This window comes from Lachnoanaerobaculum umeaense (assembly GCF_003589745.1).
In the GTDB taxonomy this organism is placed as follows: domain Bacteria; phylum Bacillota; class Clostridia; order Lachnospirales; family Lachnospiraceae; genus Lachnoanaerobaculum; species Lachnoanaerobaculum umeaense.
The window spans coordinates 43,626-60,544 of the sequence record NZ_CP032364.1; the positions used below are offsets into that span (position 1 = coordinate 43,626).

The following is a 16,919-nucleotide window of genomic DNA, read 5'->3' on the forward strand; positions in this document are numbered from 1 at the left end:
ATTCTCCTGTCATTCACTGTATTTATTCATAACTCTTATATTAAACCAACTAAATAAAGCCATTAAAATAAAAAGCATGATAGCTAAAGTAGAAGCATACCCTATATTCAAGTTTGTAAAAGACTCCATTGCTATACGATAAGCTATCAATGATGTATCTTCTCCCGGCCCTCCTGATGTCATTGCATATACCAAATCAAATGATGTTAATCTCCATAATGTAAAAGGTATGCATAATGTAATAATATTCCTTATAATTAAAGGTAATGTGATTTTAAAGAATATTTGAAAAGAATTTGCTCCGTCTACTTTAGCCGCCTCATAAATATCTCCTGAAATGAACTGAAGTCCTGATAATACGAGTATTGCAAAAAATGGTAAATCTTTCCATAAATCCATTGCTATAACAGCACTACGAGCAGATCCGGTATTTATTAACCAATTAAATTGAAACTCCGGTATGAATCTTCTAATTAAATCATTTACCAATCCATAATCATTATTAAATCCCCATTTTGCCGCCATTCCTATAACTACAGCCGGCATAGCCCAAGGTATAAGTACTATTGTTCTTAAAAATCTCCTACCTCTGAATTTCAAATTAAGTATCAATGCAAGTATAGTACCTAATATGACATGAAAGAACATTGATACTACTACAAAAATAGAAGTAAATTCAATAGAGGAAATTACTTTATCATCTTTAAACACCTCTATATAATTTTTAAATCCTACAAACTCGTTTATACCTGACAGAACTTTAATATTATACATACTATTTTTAAAAGTAATAATTATAGGATAAATTGTGGTAAATCCCCTTATCAAAAGTACAGGTAAAATCAAAATTATAGGTATATACCTTATTGACTTTTTGCTTATGTTCAAAATAATTCCTCCTATAAATAAAATGAGTGCTACAGTAATATTATATTTATAAATTCCTACACTTTAGCACTCTTTGGATTATATATTATTTATATTTATCTACCAAATCCTGTGCTTTTTTGCAAAAATCATCTACTGATATTTCACCCTTCATACAAGACTGGTAAATTGTTCCCATATCTGTGATAAACTCCATAGTTTGCGGAAGCATAGGGCGTCCCTGTACATTACATTCTGAAGCGTATCTGGTGTACATCTCCTTTGCAGGATCGCTGTCAGGAACTACCTTCTCGGCAACATCTCTTCTTGCTGGGTAACGATCAAAAGCTTTATATGAAGCTTCCATTCCACCCTCAGATGCCATATACTTTAAAAACTTTATTGCCGCTTCCTTATTTTTGGATGCAGAATTCAATACATAACTCCATGAATCTGTAAATATAGCTCTATTACCGTCATCAGTCATTGAAGGTACCATAGCCATATGAATCTTATCATCACCAAGCATACCTGCTTTCTGATAATCAGATCCCAATCCCCACATAAACCAACAACCATATTTTCCATCATTTGCCTTTGGATTCATCTGCTCATATTTATCAGCAATTTGATCAATTGGTGTTTCATTATTTTTTACCATATCATATAAGAATTGTATTGCTTCCTTATTTTCAGGTCTTGTCCAATCAAAATAATCACCACCGAACATATTTACAAATTGTGCTATTTCATTAAACACATATGTTTTTTCCCAAGATCCACCATACCCATAAGTACCGTTTACTGAAGCGGCTGACATATATTTTTTAAAATCTTCCTTTGTATCTATAGAAGTTATTCCGGCATTATCCATTATTTTTTGATTTACCCAAAAGGCTAAATATCCTGAATATCCGGGTACTCCGATAACATTTCCTTCTTTATCGGTAATCATCTGCTCCAAATATCCCTTTGCAAATTCACCACGAATATCATCGGTCATAACTGTATCATTAAGTCCATCAAGCCAACCTGAATTTTTAAATGATGCACTCATTTCATCATTAATTTCCAATATATCTACACTTGAATCACCTGTAGAAAGTATAGTTGTAATCTTTTGCTGTCTCGTGTCAGAGTCTGTAGGTGCTGCAATTACATTAATCTTTAATCCTGTAGCATCTTGAACATTATTTAACCATTCATCAAAATCGGCATCTGTAGTATTGATACTATATAATGTCAAATCATATTTGGAATTTCCACCGTTTTCTGAGTTTTTGCTTGACTGAGTTGTTCCTGACCCACACCCGGCTAACAGACCCGTTAAAAGTACTGTACTTAACATTACGCTTTTTATTCTTTTATTCATCTTTCCTCCTTATTGTCCTAAAATACTTCACTTACACATATAGGACGTATGCTTTTTGATAATTACATCATAGTAGAATTTATAATTTTCAAAAATACAATATATTATGATTCATTTATATTATTTTTGTTTATATTGTTTTGTTTTTTTTCACAGTCTATAATTGTTTATATAATTACAAGGAGGTTCTTATGCCTATTATAATATATGTCAAAAATTTTATATTTTCAAAATATCATCATAGATTGATTTTTTCTTTTTTAATTTGTACCATACTGCCTCTTATTTTAATGGGTTCTGTATTGTACAGTATTACACATAAAATTGCCGGTGACAGTATATTAAATTCTATTATACTTGCAGATGATCAACTAAATATAAGAATCAATAACAGATTTAATCAAGCTGAAAAAGTATCTAATACTATTCAATATGATATGTATTCTTTGATGCAAAAAATGTCTGATAGTAGAGAAGATTTTGCAATAATTTCAAATGTTAGAGACAATATTTCTCTACTTAAATCAACTTTTGATTTTTATCATATTGATATTTTTTTAGACGATAAAAATATTGCGGCTTCAGAGGGACTTTTTTTCCATCCTTTATCCGATCTAAGAAAAATAGGCCTTGAAGATATTATAAATTCAAATCAAAAATGGATTTATAAAAAACAGTACACTCTTCCTTATGTTATTTATAACACAAAAAATACTCAAGATGTAATAGCTTGTTTTAATGTATTAAATAATCAAGTTTCAGGTAATACCGAATACGTTTATTTAGTACTCTTACGCACTGATGAGCTTTCAAAAATGCTGCAGGACAGTTTTGAAAGTGTCGATTTAACAGGCTATATAATAGATAAAAATGGGACTGTTATTTCACATACAAGTAAAGAACTCATAGGTACCAAGATAAATAACATTGATTTAAATATAAATCCTGATAATACTATAGTTGAGAACAGCAGCTTATATTATCATATAGTTGTTCTTGACAATGGTTGGTATCATATAACAGAAATTCCGAAAAATTACATTTTTAAGCATATATACACATTACTTAGAACGTTTATTATAATAATATTTTTATCTGTTCCAATAATACTGTTGGTTATTTTTTTACTTCAATAAATTTAACAGGCAGAATCAGTAAACTGTCTTCCGCTATGGATAATTTTAAACTTGGTAATAAAAGTATTGACTTAGATTATATATCTGCATTAGATAACAGGGACTCTTTTGATGAGGTGGATAAACTTGGACTGACATTTTTAAATATGCAATCATCAATTAATAAAAATATGCAATCTATTTTGGAGCTTACTTTATCCGAAGAAAAGCTTAAGTACCAGCTTCTTCAATCCCAGATAAATCCTCATTTTTTATATAATATTTTGGGAACAATACAAACTTGTCAAACAATAGGAAAAATAGATATAGCCAATCATATGATCAGTAACCTTACTCGTTTTTATAGAATGTCACTTAGAAAATCTGATGAAAAGATAAAAATAAAAGACGAATTGGAAATTTCCAAATTATATCTGGAAATGGAACAACTTTGTCGTCAAGATACACTTAGCTGGACTATAAATGCTGAAGAAGGTATAGAGAACTTTTTAATATGTAAGTTTACATTACAACCTTTTTTGGAGAACTCAATTTTACATGGATACTCATCTGAAAAAACAAATATACATATCAATATAAATATTTGCTATGGAGATGATGAAGTTATTATTACTATAGAGGATAATGGCTGTGGTATTCCAAATGATAAGTTAGAACAAATCCGATATAAATTAAGTAATCATATAGTAGACTATAACCAACATTTCGGTATTTGTAATGTTAATAAAAGAATTTCAAATACTGACTTTGGAAACGGTATTGTCCTGATTGAAAGTGAAGAAAGAAAAGGTACAAAAATTATAATAAAATATGCTCAAATGGAGGATTTCTCTTGAAAAAAGTAGTTTTAGCCGATGATAATTATATTGTCTCAGAAGGTATAAATTTAAATATTGACTGGAATGAATTAAATGCAGAAATAGTTTTAATTGCAAAAAGTGGACAGGAAGTACTTAATTATATAATTGATAATCATGTTGATTTAATAATAACTGATATTGAAATGCCGAACTTAAACGGAATCTCTCTAAGCCGTGAGGCTATAAAAATTAATCCATATATTAAAATAATCTTGATTAGTGCATATGATAAATTTGAATATGCAAAACAGGCTGTCAGTATTGGAGTTTACGATTATATTGAAAAGCCTATAGATTATGATTTCTTATATAAAAAGATAAAAAGTTCTTTTGAAATAATAGATAGAGAGCAACGTAATCTGTCTATTGTAAAGGAAAGCAGACAACTTATGATAACCAAATTTTTCCAGGAGTTACTATATTTCTCAACTGATAAAACATTAGGATATTTTGATAAATATATAAGCTATCTGGAATTGGATATAAGTTATTCGCATTTTAATATAATCAAAATGGAAATTGAAAGTTCTTCTATGCTTGAAGAAAATAACGGGGTTTTAACATTTCAAACGGAAATACTAAACATATCGGATGTATTCCTAAGTAAATGTAAAATTTTTGATAATGTCTATTATATACAGGACTTAAATAATTTAATCTTTATAATAGCACAAAACAGTAAAACACCTGCACATTTCCAGTATGTAATCCATAATGTAATTTCATCTTTTATAGATAATTATAAATCTCCAATATTAAATATAAATGTTGGAATTGGTACTATTGTTGATAGTATATCAAAGCTTCATGTATCATATGAAAATGCATGTCATGCTCTAAAATATAGATTTTTTTATCCTAACCAAAGTATATTTGATGCTGTTGAAGCTACCGGTAAAGAATTCAGTTTATTATCCACATCAGATTCAGATGATGATGAACTTATCGGACTGCTATGCAAAAAAGATAATTCATCAATTGAAGAATGGCTTAAAAACTTCTTTGATGATTTATCAACAAAATATAAAAACAAAAATATTATGTTTATACGTATATATTCTCTGCTTGGAAAAATATTGAGATTTCTATATGAAATAAATATTGATACTAAGGACTTGGAAGAAAGAGTAATATCTGTATATAGCCGTTTTGATACATTTCACACATATGAGCAATTTTTATTATGGATGAGAGAACTTTGCAATTTGGTATGTGATAAACTAAATTTTTCTCTAAAATCCTACCATGAACATACATATGAATTGGTAGATAATTATATTAAAAATAATTTTGAGGATAATACTCTCAGTCTGAATGACATAGCAAAATATGCAAATATGAGTCCATCATACTTAAGTGCATTGTATAAAAAAAATAACAACCAAAGTATAAGCGATACTATTACATCATACCGCATTGATGCAGCAAAGGAATATTTAATTAAAACAAACTTATCTTTAAAAGAAATAAGTATTAAATGCGGTTACGCAAACCAATATTATTTCAGCACAAGTTTTAAAAAACAATTAGGCATATCTCCATCCAGCTACAGAGAAAAGTATTCATCATTATAAATTTATTAAAAGCTTATAGAGGAGTGACTCATTTTGAGTTACTCCTCCATCTTTTTCTCTATTATTTATAATTTACTATTTTTCCAAAATCAGGCTTAAGACTTGCTCCACCTACAAGTCCACCGTCGATATCAGCTTCTGCAAAAAGCTCTGCAGCATTTCCTGCATTTACTGAACCGCCGTACTGAATTCTGATCTTCTCAGCTACATCACTTCCATACACTTCTTTAATACACTCTCTGATAGCCTTACAAACTTCCTCAGCCTGTGCAGTTGTAGCAGTCTTGCCTGTACCGATTGCCCAGATTGGTTCATAAGCAATAACAGAATTTGAAGCATTATCAGCACTTACATTCTGGAATGCAATCTTTATCTGTGTTCTGATAAAGTCTATTGCAATACCCTGCTCTCTCTGTGTAAGAGTCTCACCACAGCATATGATTGGTGTAATACCATGCTCAAATGCCTTAAGTACTTTCTTATTTACAGTCTCATCTGTTTCTGCAAAGTATTCTCTTCTCTCTGAATGTCCAATAATAACATACTTTACACCTACATCTGTAAGCATATTTGGTGCGATTTCTCCTGTATATGCTCCATTCTCCTCATAGTACATATTCTCTGCACCAATCTGTATATTACTTCCTTTTGCTGCCTCTATTGCCGGTATTATATCAATTGCCGGTACACAAAAAACAACATCTACTTCGTCATTTGCAACTAAAGGCTTTAACTCATTGATTAATGCAGTTGTCTCTGAAGGAGTCTTGTTCATCTTCCAGTTACCTGCAATAATTTTTCTTCTTGCCATAATATTCTCCGTTCTTTTGGGAAAGCCTCGACAATCCCCTATATTTTAAAATTTTATCTATTGTCAGCTGCTGCTACACCCGGTAATTCCTTACCCTCTAAGAATTCAAGTGAAGCACCACCACCTGTAGAAATATGTGTCATCTTATCTGCAAATCCAAGTCTCTTTACTGCGTTTACAGAATCTCCACCACCAATAACGGTTGTAGCATCCTTAAGTTCAGCTACAGCTCTACATACCTCAAGTGTTCCCTCTGCAAACTTCTCAAACTCGAATACTCCCATAGGTCCATTCCATACTACTGTCTTTGCACCCTCAAGAGCCTTCTTATAGTTCTCTATTGTCTTTGGTCCGATATCAAATCCTGACCATCCTGCATCTATAGTATCAACTACCTTAGACTCTGTATCATTTGAGAATTCCTTACCCTCTACATGGTCTACAGGAAGTAAAAGGTTTACGCCTCTTTCCTTAGCCTTGTTTACCATCTCAAGTGCGTAGTCAAGCTTATCCTCTTCACAAAGTGAGTTTCCGATTTCCTCACCCTTTGCCTTTAAGAATGTATATGCCATACCACCACCTATTATAAGTGTATCTACCTTCTCTAAAAGATTGTTTATAACATTAATCTTATCTGAAACCTTAGCTCCACCAAGGATTGCTACAAATGGACGAACAGGATTCTCTACAGCCTCTCCAAGGAACTTGATTTCCTTCTCCATAAGGTACCCTACAACATTCTCTTTACAGAACTTAGTTACACCTACATTTGAGCAATGTGCTCTATGAGCTGTACCGAATGCATCATTTACAAATATATTATCATCACAAAGTGCAGCAAGCTCTTTTGCATACTCTACAGCAGAATCTTCTTTACCATACTTTGTCTCTTCTGCTCTGTATCTTGTATTCTCTAACAAGAGAACCTCTCCATCCTTTAATTCGGCTGCAAGCTTCCTTGTCTCTTCTCCTGTTACCTGTGGATCTGAAACAAACTTTACATCTACTCCAAGCCTCTCTGAGAGTGCAGGAGCTACAGGTGCAAGGCTCATCTCAGGTAATGGCTCACCCTTTGGTTTTCCAAGATGTGAGCAGAGTATCACTTTAGCCCCTCCATCAAGGAGTTTCTTTATTGTTGGGATTGCTCCGTCTATACGATTATAGTTTTGTATAACTCCATCCTTTAGCGGAACATTGAAGTCACAACGAACCAATACTTTCTGACCTTTTAAGTTCTTTAAATCATCTACTGTTTTCTTGTTAAGCATAGTCTCTCCTTATTTTTTAATTAAGTGGGAAAAATTTTTCCTACTAACAAACAAGGTAATATTTTCACTACCCTGCAATAATAAAAAAGATGATCCGGCCCAATATGACCGGACCACCTTGGTCTCTTATACTATTTATAATTATGCTAATTCAGCAAAGTACTTGATTGTTCTAACCATCTGTGATGTGTAAGAATTCTCGTTATCATACCATGAAACAACCTGAACCTGATATAAATCATCAGCTATAGGTGTTACCATTGTCTGTGTTGCATCAAATAATGAACCATACTGCATACCGATAACATCTGATGAAACAATCTCATCCTCTGTGTATCCGAATGATGCAGATGCGGCAGCCTTCATTGCAGCATTGATATCTTCTTTTGTAAGTCCTGCCTTCTTTACAACAGCTGTAAGGATTGTTGTAGAACCTGTTGGAACAGGAACTCTCTGTGCAGATCCGATAAGCTTTCCGTTAAGCTCAGGGATAACAAGACCGATAGCCTTTGCAGCACCTGTTGAGTTAGGTACGATATTTGCAGCACCTGCTCTTGCTCTTCTAAGGTCACCCTTTCTATGTGGTCCGTCAAGGATCATCTGATCACCTGTATAAGCATGGATTGTGCTCATGATACCGCTCTGGATAGGAGCAAGCTTGTTAAGTGTATCAGCCATAGGTGCAAGACAGTTTGTTGTACATGAAGCAGCTGAAATAACTGTATCACTTGCCTTAAGTGTCTTCTCGTTTACGCTGAATACAACTGTAGGAAGATCATTTCCTGCCGGAGCTGAAATAACAACCTTCTTAGCACCTGCTGTGATATGTGCTGATGCCTTATCCTTTGATGTATAGAATCCTGTACACTCAAGTACAACGTCCACACCGATCTCTCCCCAAGGAAGCTTAGAAGCATCTGCCTCTTTGTAGATTGTGATCTTCTTTCCGTCAACTGTGATTGAATCCTCACCAGCTTCTACTGTGTGCTTTCCTTCTCCTATACGACCTGCAAATCCGCCCTGTGCTGTATCATACTTTAAAAGATGTGCCAACATCTTAGGATCTGTAAGATCATTGATTGCTACTACTTCATATCCATCAGCCTCAAACATCTGTCTGAAAGCTAAACGACCAATACGTCCAAAACCGTTAATTGCTACTTTTACTGACATTTTAGTTCCTCCTAAAATTAGTACTTAAAATGATGTGTATCTAAATTGATAATTATTCATCAATCATTTCTAATTGTACAAAATTATAAACATAATTGCAAGTGAATATTTAAAATTTATATTTCATTCTTCACATATCCTACTATATTTGTTGCATGGTCAGAGATACGCTCCAAATTACTTATTATATCAAGGAAGGCAATTCCTGACTGAGGATGGCAATCTCCCTTTGAAAGTCTTTCAATATGCTTCTCTCTAAACTCATCTTCAAGCATATCTACCTTATCTTCCAGCTTATTAACCTTTCTTACAGCTCTTAGCGCATCTCCGGCACTTGCATTAATTGCAATTTCAAAAGCTTCTATGCTGTCTTTTGAAATCTCTGCAAGGTCTTCTTTTCCAAGATCACTGAATTCAAGATTATTATCTATCATATACTTTGCATTCTCAGAAATATTATCTGCATGGTCTCCCACTCTCTCTATATCCGTTACCATATTGAAGAGATTATTTATATGCTTTTTCTGGCTCTCACTCAGTGAGAGATTGTCTACTTTTATAAGAAATTTTGTCAAAGCTTCCTGCATATCGTCCAGAGTTTTCTCACATTTTGCTACAGTTTCTATATCATCAATACTCTTAGTGTTAATTGCACTTATAGCTGCTTTTAAACTCTTTAGGGCAATATTTCCCATACGAGCCACCTCATTATTTGCTGTTTGTACAGCAAAAGCAGGGCTTAGAAGTACTCTTTCATCAAGTTGTAATACCGGCTCTTTAGCTTCTTCTACAACTTCATCATTCTTACCTATTACAATCATTCCTGATAATTTTACAAGAAGATTTGCAAATGGGAATAATAATGATGTCATTGTGAAGTTAAACAAGGTATGAAACAATGATATTTCTACAGCATTTATAGTATGATTTGCAAGATTAGTATTTATTGAAAATACTACAAATCCCAATATACCAAAAACTATCGCTCCTATTGCATTAAACAATAGATGAATTGCTGCAGCTCTCTTTGCTGTTCTGCTACTTCCCATACTTGATATAATAGCTGTCACACAGGAACCTATATTTTGACCTAATGTAATATATATAGCGGCTGAAGTTGTTACCACTCCATTAAATGCTAATGTCTGTAAGATACCTACTGATGCGGATGAGCTTTGCATCAGGGCAGTTACTACTATGCCTACTATAATACCAAGTATCGGGTTGCCACCAAGTACTCTAAATGCCTCTGAGAATATAGGCAATGTAGTGAAAGGTTTTATATTACCTGCCATCAGATCCAGACCCATAAAGAGCATTCCAAGTCCAATAAGTATTTCACCGATTGTCTTTTTCTTATCTGACTTAGTAAATATTATAAGTCCTGCACCTATTCCAATGAGCACCGGTGCATAAAATCCCGGTTTTAACAGTTCCATAGACTCTCCTATAGTACCTATGGAAACTACCCAAGCTGTGATCGTAGTACCTATATTTGCACCCATTATTACACCTACAGCTTGTACCAGTGTCAACACTCCTGCACTTACAAAACCTACTACCATTACTGTAGTAGCACCTGAACTTTGTATAATGGCTGTTATCAAAGCACCAAGCATAATAGCTGTAACTCTGTTATCAGTTATTTTACTTAAAAAATGCTGCATCTTACCGCCTGCGGTCTTTTGCATACCATCTGCCATGATATGCATTCCATACAGGAACATACCAAGACCACCTACAAAGCCAAAGAGATATGATATTTTCTCGATCATCTTCATTCCTCTTTCTTACATAACTATATACTTAATTCTATAAGTATATACCGCCTTAGTCTTGTACATTCTATCAATTTATTATACTTTAGGCAAGATAAGAATTAGAATACTAAAAAAGCACCCTTTTTAAGGGGTGCCTTCTTAAGGATTTCTATATATAGGATTCATTGTAAGTGCTTCTTTATGATGATGTAATAATATCATACTTCATCGTAAAATAATTGAAATACTACTGAACTTATTATGAATTATTTCTTAATCTATAGAGTATTGATTTTAGATTTATTTCAAATATTTGTCTAAAATATCTGAAAAATCAAATGTAGCAAAATAATCTTTAACAGTTTCAGCTCTTCTTATCAACTTTATACTTCCATCTTCCTGTAATAAAAGCTCTGCTGATTTAAGTTTTCCATTGTAATTATATCCCATTGCAAATCCATGGGCTCCGGTATCATGTATATAGATATAATCTCCCTTTTCTATCTTTGGAAGCATTCTATCTATAGCAAACTTATCATTATTCTCACATAATGCACCTACTACATCATATGTATATTCTGCATTTTCGTTTTCTTTACCAAGTACGCTAAGATGATGATATGCACCATACATTGCAGGACGCATAAGATTAACTGCACAAGCATCCACACCTATATACTCTTTATAGGTATGCTTTTCATGAACTGCCTCTGTTACCAATGCACCATATGGTCCAAGCATGTATCTACCAAGCTCTGTAAATATAGATACATCCATGATGCCATTTGCCACAAGCACTTCATCATAAGCCTTCTGTACACCTTTTCCTATCTCATATATATCATTAGGCTCTTCTTCCGGAGTATATGGTATACCTATTCCTCCTGAGAGATTTATAAAATTTATAGAGATATCGCATTCCTTTTTTATTCTTACAGCAAACTCAAATAATTCTCTTGAAAGCTTTGGATAATACTCATTTGTAACAGTATTGCTGGCAAGAAATGCATGTATACCGAAGTATTTTACTCCTTTTGATTTCATTATATTGAAAGCTTCTATTATTTGATCCGGAGTCATACCGTATTTTGCATCTCCCGGATTATCCATTATACCATTTGACATAGTGAAGACTCCACCCGGATTGTATCTGGCACTCATAGTTTCAGGCAGTTTACCACAAACTTTCTCTACATATTCTATATGTGTGATATCATCCAGATTGATTATTGCTCCAAGGTCATTAGCAAACTTAAATTCTTCTATAGGAGTCTCATTAGATGAAAACATTATATCTTTTCCACGAAAACCACATACATCTGCTAATTGTAGCTCTGTCAAAGAAGAACAGTCTACACCACAACCACACTCTTTTAGTATATTCATTATAAAAGGATTTGGAGTGGCCTTTACAGCAAAATATTCTTTAAAGCCCTTATTCCAACTGAATGCTTCATTTAATCTTATTGCATTCTCTCTTATTCCCTTTTCATCATATATATGCCATGGTGTAGGGTATGTCTTTACAATTTCTTTTACCTTATCTAAAGTCAAAAATGGCATCTTTTGCATTTTATTTCCTTTCTATGTATTGCTTTCCTCATCAGATTCTGCATTTTTTTCTTCTCTGATCTTTGCAATACTTGCAATTTTTGTATCACTTGCTCTATCTATATTCATAAGCTTCACTCCTGATGCAGCTCTACCAATAACAGATATTCCGCTTACTTCTATTCTGATAATAATTCCTTCAGTAGTTATCAGCAAAATCTCTCTATCTTCATTAACAAGTTTTGCACCTACCAATTTTCCGGTCTTTTCATTATCCTTATAGCATATGATACCCTTACCGCCTCTATTTTGGACTTTGAACTCAGATATCTTAGTTCTTTTTCCATATCCATACTCAGAAACAAGTAGCAAATGTTCCCCTTGAGATGCCAGCTGCATTCCTATAACTTCATCACCATTGTTCAGTCTCATACCTCGAACGCCGGTAGCACCTCTACCCATAGCTCTTATATCTTTATCATTTATTCTGATACACATACCATCTTTTGAAACTATGATAAGATCATCATCACCATGAGTAACCTTTACCTCTATCAGCTCATCATCCTCTGTCAGATTTATGGCTGCCAAGCCGTTCTTTCTTATATTATCAAAAAGGTTTATCTGACATTTCTTTATAGTACCCTTCTTGGTTACCATAAAGAGATATCCATCCCTTGACTTAGCCTCACTTGGAATAATAGCCGATATCCTTTCATCCGGTTGCAGCTGTAAGAGATTTACTATTGCAACACCTCTTGCAGTTCTTGAAGCTTCCGGAATCCTGTATCCCTTTATAGTATACACTCTACCCTTATTTGTAAAGAAGTATATATCATTGTGAGTGGTTGACATAACAATGTCTTCAATAAAGTCGTCATCAATGGTCTGCATACCCTTGATGCCCTTACCACCTCTATTTTGTACATTGAAATTGTCAGGACTCATTCTCTTTATATATCCAAGCTTTGTCATTGCAATGATAATATCTTCCCTTTGTATAAGGTCCTCATCTTCCATATCATCATCCTGTATAAAGCCTGTTCTTCTATCATCCTTAAATTTATCTTCAACAGCGAGGATCTCTTCTCTTATCACACCCAGAAGTTTTTTCTCGTCTGCCAATATTCCCTCAAAATATGAAATCTTAGCCAAAAGCTCATTGTACTCAGACTCAAGTCTTTCTCTTTCCAGACCTGTAAGAGCTCTAAGACGCATATCAACTATAGCCTGTGCCTGTACATCGCTAAGCCCGAATCTCTTTATAAGTTCTTCTTTTGCAATACTTACATTTGCACTGCCTCTGATTATCTTTATGATCTCATCAATATTATCAAGGGCTATAAGCAAACCTTCCAAAATATGAGCTCTTTCCTTAGCTTTATTTAGATCATACTTGGTTCTTCTTGTTACAACATCCTCCTGATGTGCAAGATAATACTCAAGCATCTGTAAAATATTAAGTACCTTAGGCTGATTATTTACAAGTGCCAGCATATTTACACCGAAAGTTTCCTGTAACTGTGTATGCTTATATAATCTGTTTAATATAACTCCGGCATTTACATCTCTTCTAAGTTCTATAACGACTCTCATTCCTTCACGGTTTGATTCGTCTCTAAGATCTGTAATACCGTCTATCCTTTTATCTTTTACAAGTTCGGCAATCTTTTCGATAAGCTTTGCTTTATTTACAAGATACGGAAGCTCGGTAACTATAATTCTGTTTTTGCCGTTTGGCATGGCTTCTATTTCAGATACCGCTCTTACCTTTATCTTTCCTCTACCTGTAGTATAGGCTTCTCTGATTCCTCTAAGTCCAAGTATATGTGCACCTGTTGGGAAGTCAGGTCCCTTTATGATATTAAGCATTTCATCGATAGTAGATTCTTTTTCTTCTATCTTATTATCTATTATCCTTACTACGGCATCTATTACCTCGCTTAAATTGTGAGGAGGAATATTTGTGGCCATACCTACCGCAATACCTGTGGTACCGTTTACAAGCAGGTTCGGATATCTTGACGGCAATACTGTAGGCTCCTTTTCAGTCTCATCAAAGTTTGGAGCAAAATCAACAGTATCTTTATTTATATCGGCGAGCATCTCCATGGCAATCTTTGAAAGTCTTGCCTCTGTGTATCTCATAGCTGCCGCACCGTCACCGTCCACAGATCCGAAGTTTCCATGTCCGTCCACAAGAGGATATCTCATGGACCAGTCCTGAGCCATGTTTACCAATGATCCGTATATTGAAGAATCTCCATGTGGGTGATATTTACCCATTGTATCTCCGACAATACGGGCACATTTTCTATGTGGCTTATCCGGACCGTTATTTAGTTCTATCATAGAAAATAGCACTCTTCTTTGTACCGGCTTTAAACCGTCCCTTATATCCGGAAGTGCTCTTGCTGCAATAACACTCATTGCATAGTCAATATATGACTTTTCCATGGTTTTCTTTAAGTCGATCTCATTAAACTTGTCGAAAACATTTGGTTCCATATTTTAACCTACCTTTTTAAATATCCAAATTCGATACATACTTCGCATTTGCTTCTATAAACTCTCTTCTTGGAGCAACCTGGTCACCCATCAAAGTGTTAAATGTTAAATCTGTTTCTGAAAGCATAGAATCATCAAGTACTACCTTCTTAAGCACTCTGCGTTCAGGATCCATAGTTGTTTCCCAAAGCTGCTCCGCATCCATCTCTCCCAGACCTTTATATCTTTGTATCTTATTATTCTGATCTCTTCCAACTTCTTTTAATATATTATCAAGTTCTTCATCAGAATATGCGTACCATACATTTTTATTCTTCTCAAGCTTATACAGTGGTGGCTGAGCCAGATACACATGACCTTCCTTTATAAGTTCAGGCATAAATCTGTATATGAATGTAAGCATCAAAGTATCAATATGCGCTCCGTCCACATCGGCATCAGTCATTATAATAATCTTATTATAGCGAAGCTTACTGATATCAAAATCTTTCTGTATACCTGTACCGAATGCCGTGATCATTGACTTTATTTCGGTATTTGAATATATCTTATCAAGTCTTGCCTTCTCTACATTCAGTATTTTTCCTCTAAGTGGCAATATAGCCTGAGTATCTCTCTTTCTTGCTGATTTTGCAGAACCTCCCGCAGAATCTCCCTCTACTATAAATATCTCACATTCCTCAGGATTCTTACTTGAGCAATCTGCCAGTTTACCGGGTAAACTCATACCGTCAAGTGCAGACTTCCTTCTTGTAAGATCTCTTGCTTTTCTTGCAGCCGCTCTCGCTCTTTGTGCCGTAATTGCCTTTTCACTTATAAGCTTTGCAACCCCGGGGTTTTGCTCAAGGAAGTAAGTAAGCTGCTCACTTACTATAGAATTTACAGCAGTCTGTGCTTCTGAGTTTCCAAGTTTTTGTTTGGTCTGACCTTCAAACTGAGGATCTTGTATCTTAACAGAGATTATAGCCACAAGTCCTTCTCTTATATCTTCTCCGGAAAGATTATCCTCATTTTCCTTTAGAAATTTATTGTTTCTGGCATATTCATTAAATGTCTTTGTAAGTGCATTTTTAAATCCTGAAAGATGTGTTCCACCCTCAGGAGTATTTATATTATTTACAAAGGTATATATACTTTCAGTATAGGTATCATTATGCTGCATCGCGACTTCCACAACAACCTTTTCTTTTACACCCTCACAATATATTACATCATCATATATAGGTGATTTACTTTTATTTAGATAGGTTACAAATTCCTTGATACCCCCCTCATAGTGGAAAGACATTTCTTTTTTCTCTTCCCTGTCATCAATCAAAACAATTTTTAATGCCTTGGTAAGGAAGGCAGTTTCTCTCAGCCTTACTTTTAATATATCAAAATCATATACTGTTTCCTCAAATATACCTGCATCCGGTAAAAAGCTTACCTCTGTACCACTTTCGCTAAGATCACATTCTCCCATCACATGCATATCTTCAACGACTTTACCCTTTTCAAATCGCATATGATATATCTTGCCTTCTTTATATACTTTTACGTCCAGCCAAGTGGAAAGTGCATTTACTACAGAAGCACCTACTCCATGTAGACCTCCTGATGTTTTGTATCCTCCGCCACCGAATTTTCCCCCGGCATGCAGTATTGTAAATACTACCTCAAGCGCCGGCTTTCCTGCCTTTTGCTGAATGTCTACCGGTATACCTCTACCATTATCTCTTACAGTGATTGAATTATCTTCATTTATTTTTACCTTTATCTCGGTACAAAATCCTGCAAGAGCCTCATCTACAGAGTTATCTACTATCTCATAAACAAGATGATGAAGACCCCTTGATGATATTGAACCAATATACATTCCGGGTCTTACTCTAACGGCCTCTAAACCTTCCAGTATTTGAATTTGGGATGCATCATACTCTGTACTCATACTATCTCCTTTAAATCATCTGAGAATACATTCTCAGGAAAATTTACTCTTAATGTCATATCGATATATTATAACATTTTTTTTGAAAATGTGGAATAAAATTACTACA

Annotated in this window: 12 protein-coding genes; 3 read left to right on the forward strand and 9 right to left on the reverse strand. The window is 34.2% G+C overall.

The window, feature by feature from the left end; genetic code table 11:
* Window positions 1–9 precede the first annotated feature (9 nt).
* Both D4A81_RS00215 and D4A81_RS00220 read right to left on the reverse strand, forming a co-directional pair.
* Window positions 10–888 carry a carbohydrate ABC transporter permease gene (locus D4A81_RS00215; RefSeq protein ID WP_007594961.1) on the reverse strand — a complete coding sequence of 293 codons (879 nt, stop codon included), beginning with the start codon at window positions 886–888 and terminating at the stop codon, window positions 10–12.
* 85 nt (window positions 889–973) lie between these two features.
* Window positions 974–2,239, reverse strand: coding sequence for an ABC transporter substrate-binding protein (locus D4A81_RS00220; RefSeq protein ID WP_111525554.1), 1,266 nt, complete (start codon window positions 2,237–2,239; stop codon window positions 974–976).
* Between the two features lie 191 nt (window positions 2,240–2,430).
* Here D4A81_RS00220 and D4A81_RS13345 point away from each other — a divergent pair, with 191 nt between their 5' ends.
* From D4A81_RS13345 to D4A81_RS00230, 3 genes are read left to right on the forward strand one after another with little or no spacing between them, the layout of a single operon-like run.
* On the forward strand, window positions 2,431–3,375 hold the full coding sequence (locus tag D4A81_RS13345) for a PDC sensor domain-containing protein (RefSeq protein ID WP_242977740.1): 945 nt from the start codon (window positions 2,431–2,433) through the stop codon (window positions 3,373–3,375).
* Window positions 3,376–3,410: 35 nt separating this feature from the next.
* Window positions 3,411–4,211, forward strand: a complete 801-nt coding sequence (locus D4A81_RS13350) for a sensor histidine kinase (protein WP_242977742.1) — start codon at window positions 3,411–3,413, stop codon at window positions 4,209–4,211.
* Window positions 4,208–5,809, forward strand: coding sequence for a helix-turn-helix domain-containing protein (locus D4A81_RS00230; protein ID WP_111525555.1), 1,602 nt, complete (start codon window positions 4,208–4,210; stop codon window positions 5,807–5,809). The genes D4A81_RS13350 and D4A81_RS00230 overlap by 4 nt, the downstream gene beginning before the upstream one ends.
* A 61-nt stretch (window positions 5,810–5,870) precedes the next feature.
* Here the strand turns inward: D4A81_RS00230 and tpiA are convergent, their stop codons facing one another.
* From tpiA to gyrB, 7 genes are all read right to left on the reverse strand, one after another.
* On the reverse strand, window positions 5,871–6,620 hold the full coding sequence (gene tpiA, locus D4A81_RS00235) for a triose-phosphate isomerase (protein ID WP_111525556.1): 750 nt from the start codon (window positions 6,618–6,620) through the stop codon (window positions 5,871–5,873).
* 53 nt (window positions 6,621–6,673) lie between these two features.
* On the reverse strand, window positions 6,674–7,888 hold the full coding sequence (locus tag D4A81_RS00240) for a phosphoglycerate kinase (protein WP_111525557.1): 1,215 nt from the start codon (window positions 7,886–7,888) through the stop codon (window positions 6,674–6,676).
* A 141-nt stretch (window positions 7,889–8,029) separates the two neighbouring features.
* Window positions 8,030–9,061 (reverse strand): type I glyceraldehyde-3-phosphate dehydrogenase, encoded by a 1,032-nt coding sequence (gene gap, locus D4A81_RS00245; protein WP_111525558.1) that lies wholly within the window; start codon window positions 9,059–9,061, stop codon window positions 8,030–8,032.
* A gap of 116 nt (window positions 9,062–9,177) precedes the next feature.
* Window positions 9,178–10,836, reverse strand: a complete 1,659-nt coding sequence (locus D4A81_RS00250; RefSeq protein WP_111525559.1) for a Na/Pi cotransporter family protein — start codon at window positions 10,834–10,836, stop codon at window positions 9,178–9,180.
* A gap of 285 nt (window positions 10,837–11,121) precedes the next feature.
* Complete coding sequence (locus tag D4A81_RS00255) at window positions 11,122–12,393, reverse strand: diaminopimelate decarboxylase (protein WP_111525560.1); 1,272 nt, start codon at window positions 12,391–12,393, stop codon at window positions 11,122–11,124.
* A 12-nt stretch (window positions 12,394–12,405) separates the two neighbouring features.
* Window positions 12,406–14,880, reverse strand: coding sequence for a DNA gyrase subunit A (gene gyrA, locus D4A81_RS00260; protein WP_111525561.1), 2,475 nt, complete (start codon window positions 14,878–14,880; stop codon window positions 12,406–12,408).
* A gap of 16 nt (window positions 14,881–14,896) precedes the next feature.
* Window positions 14,897–16,810 carry a DNA topoisomerase (ATP-hydrolyzing) subunit B gene (gene gyrB, locus D4A81_RS00265; RefSeq protein WP_111525562.1) on the reverse strand — a complete coding sequence of 638 codons (1,914 nt, stop codon included), beginning with the start codon at window positions 16,808–16,810 and terminating at the stop codon, window positions 14,897–14,899.
* Window positions 16,811–16,919: the final 109 nt, after the last annotated feature.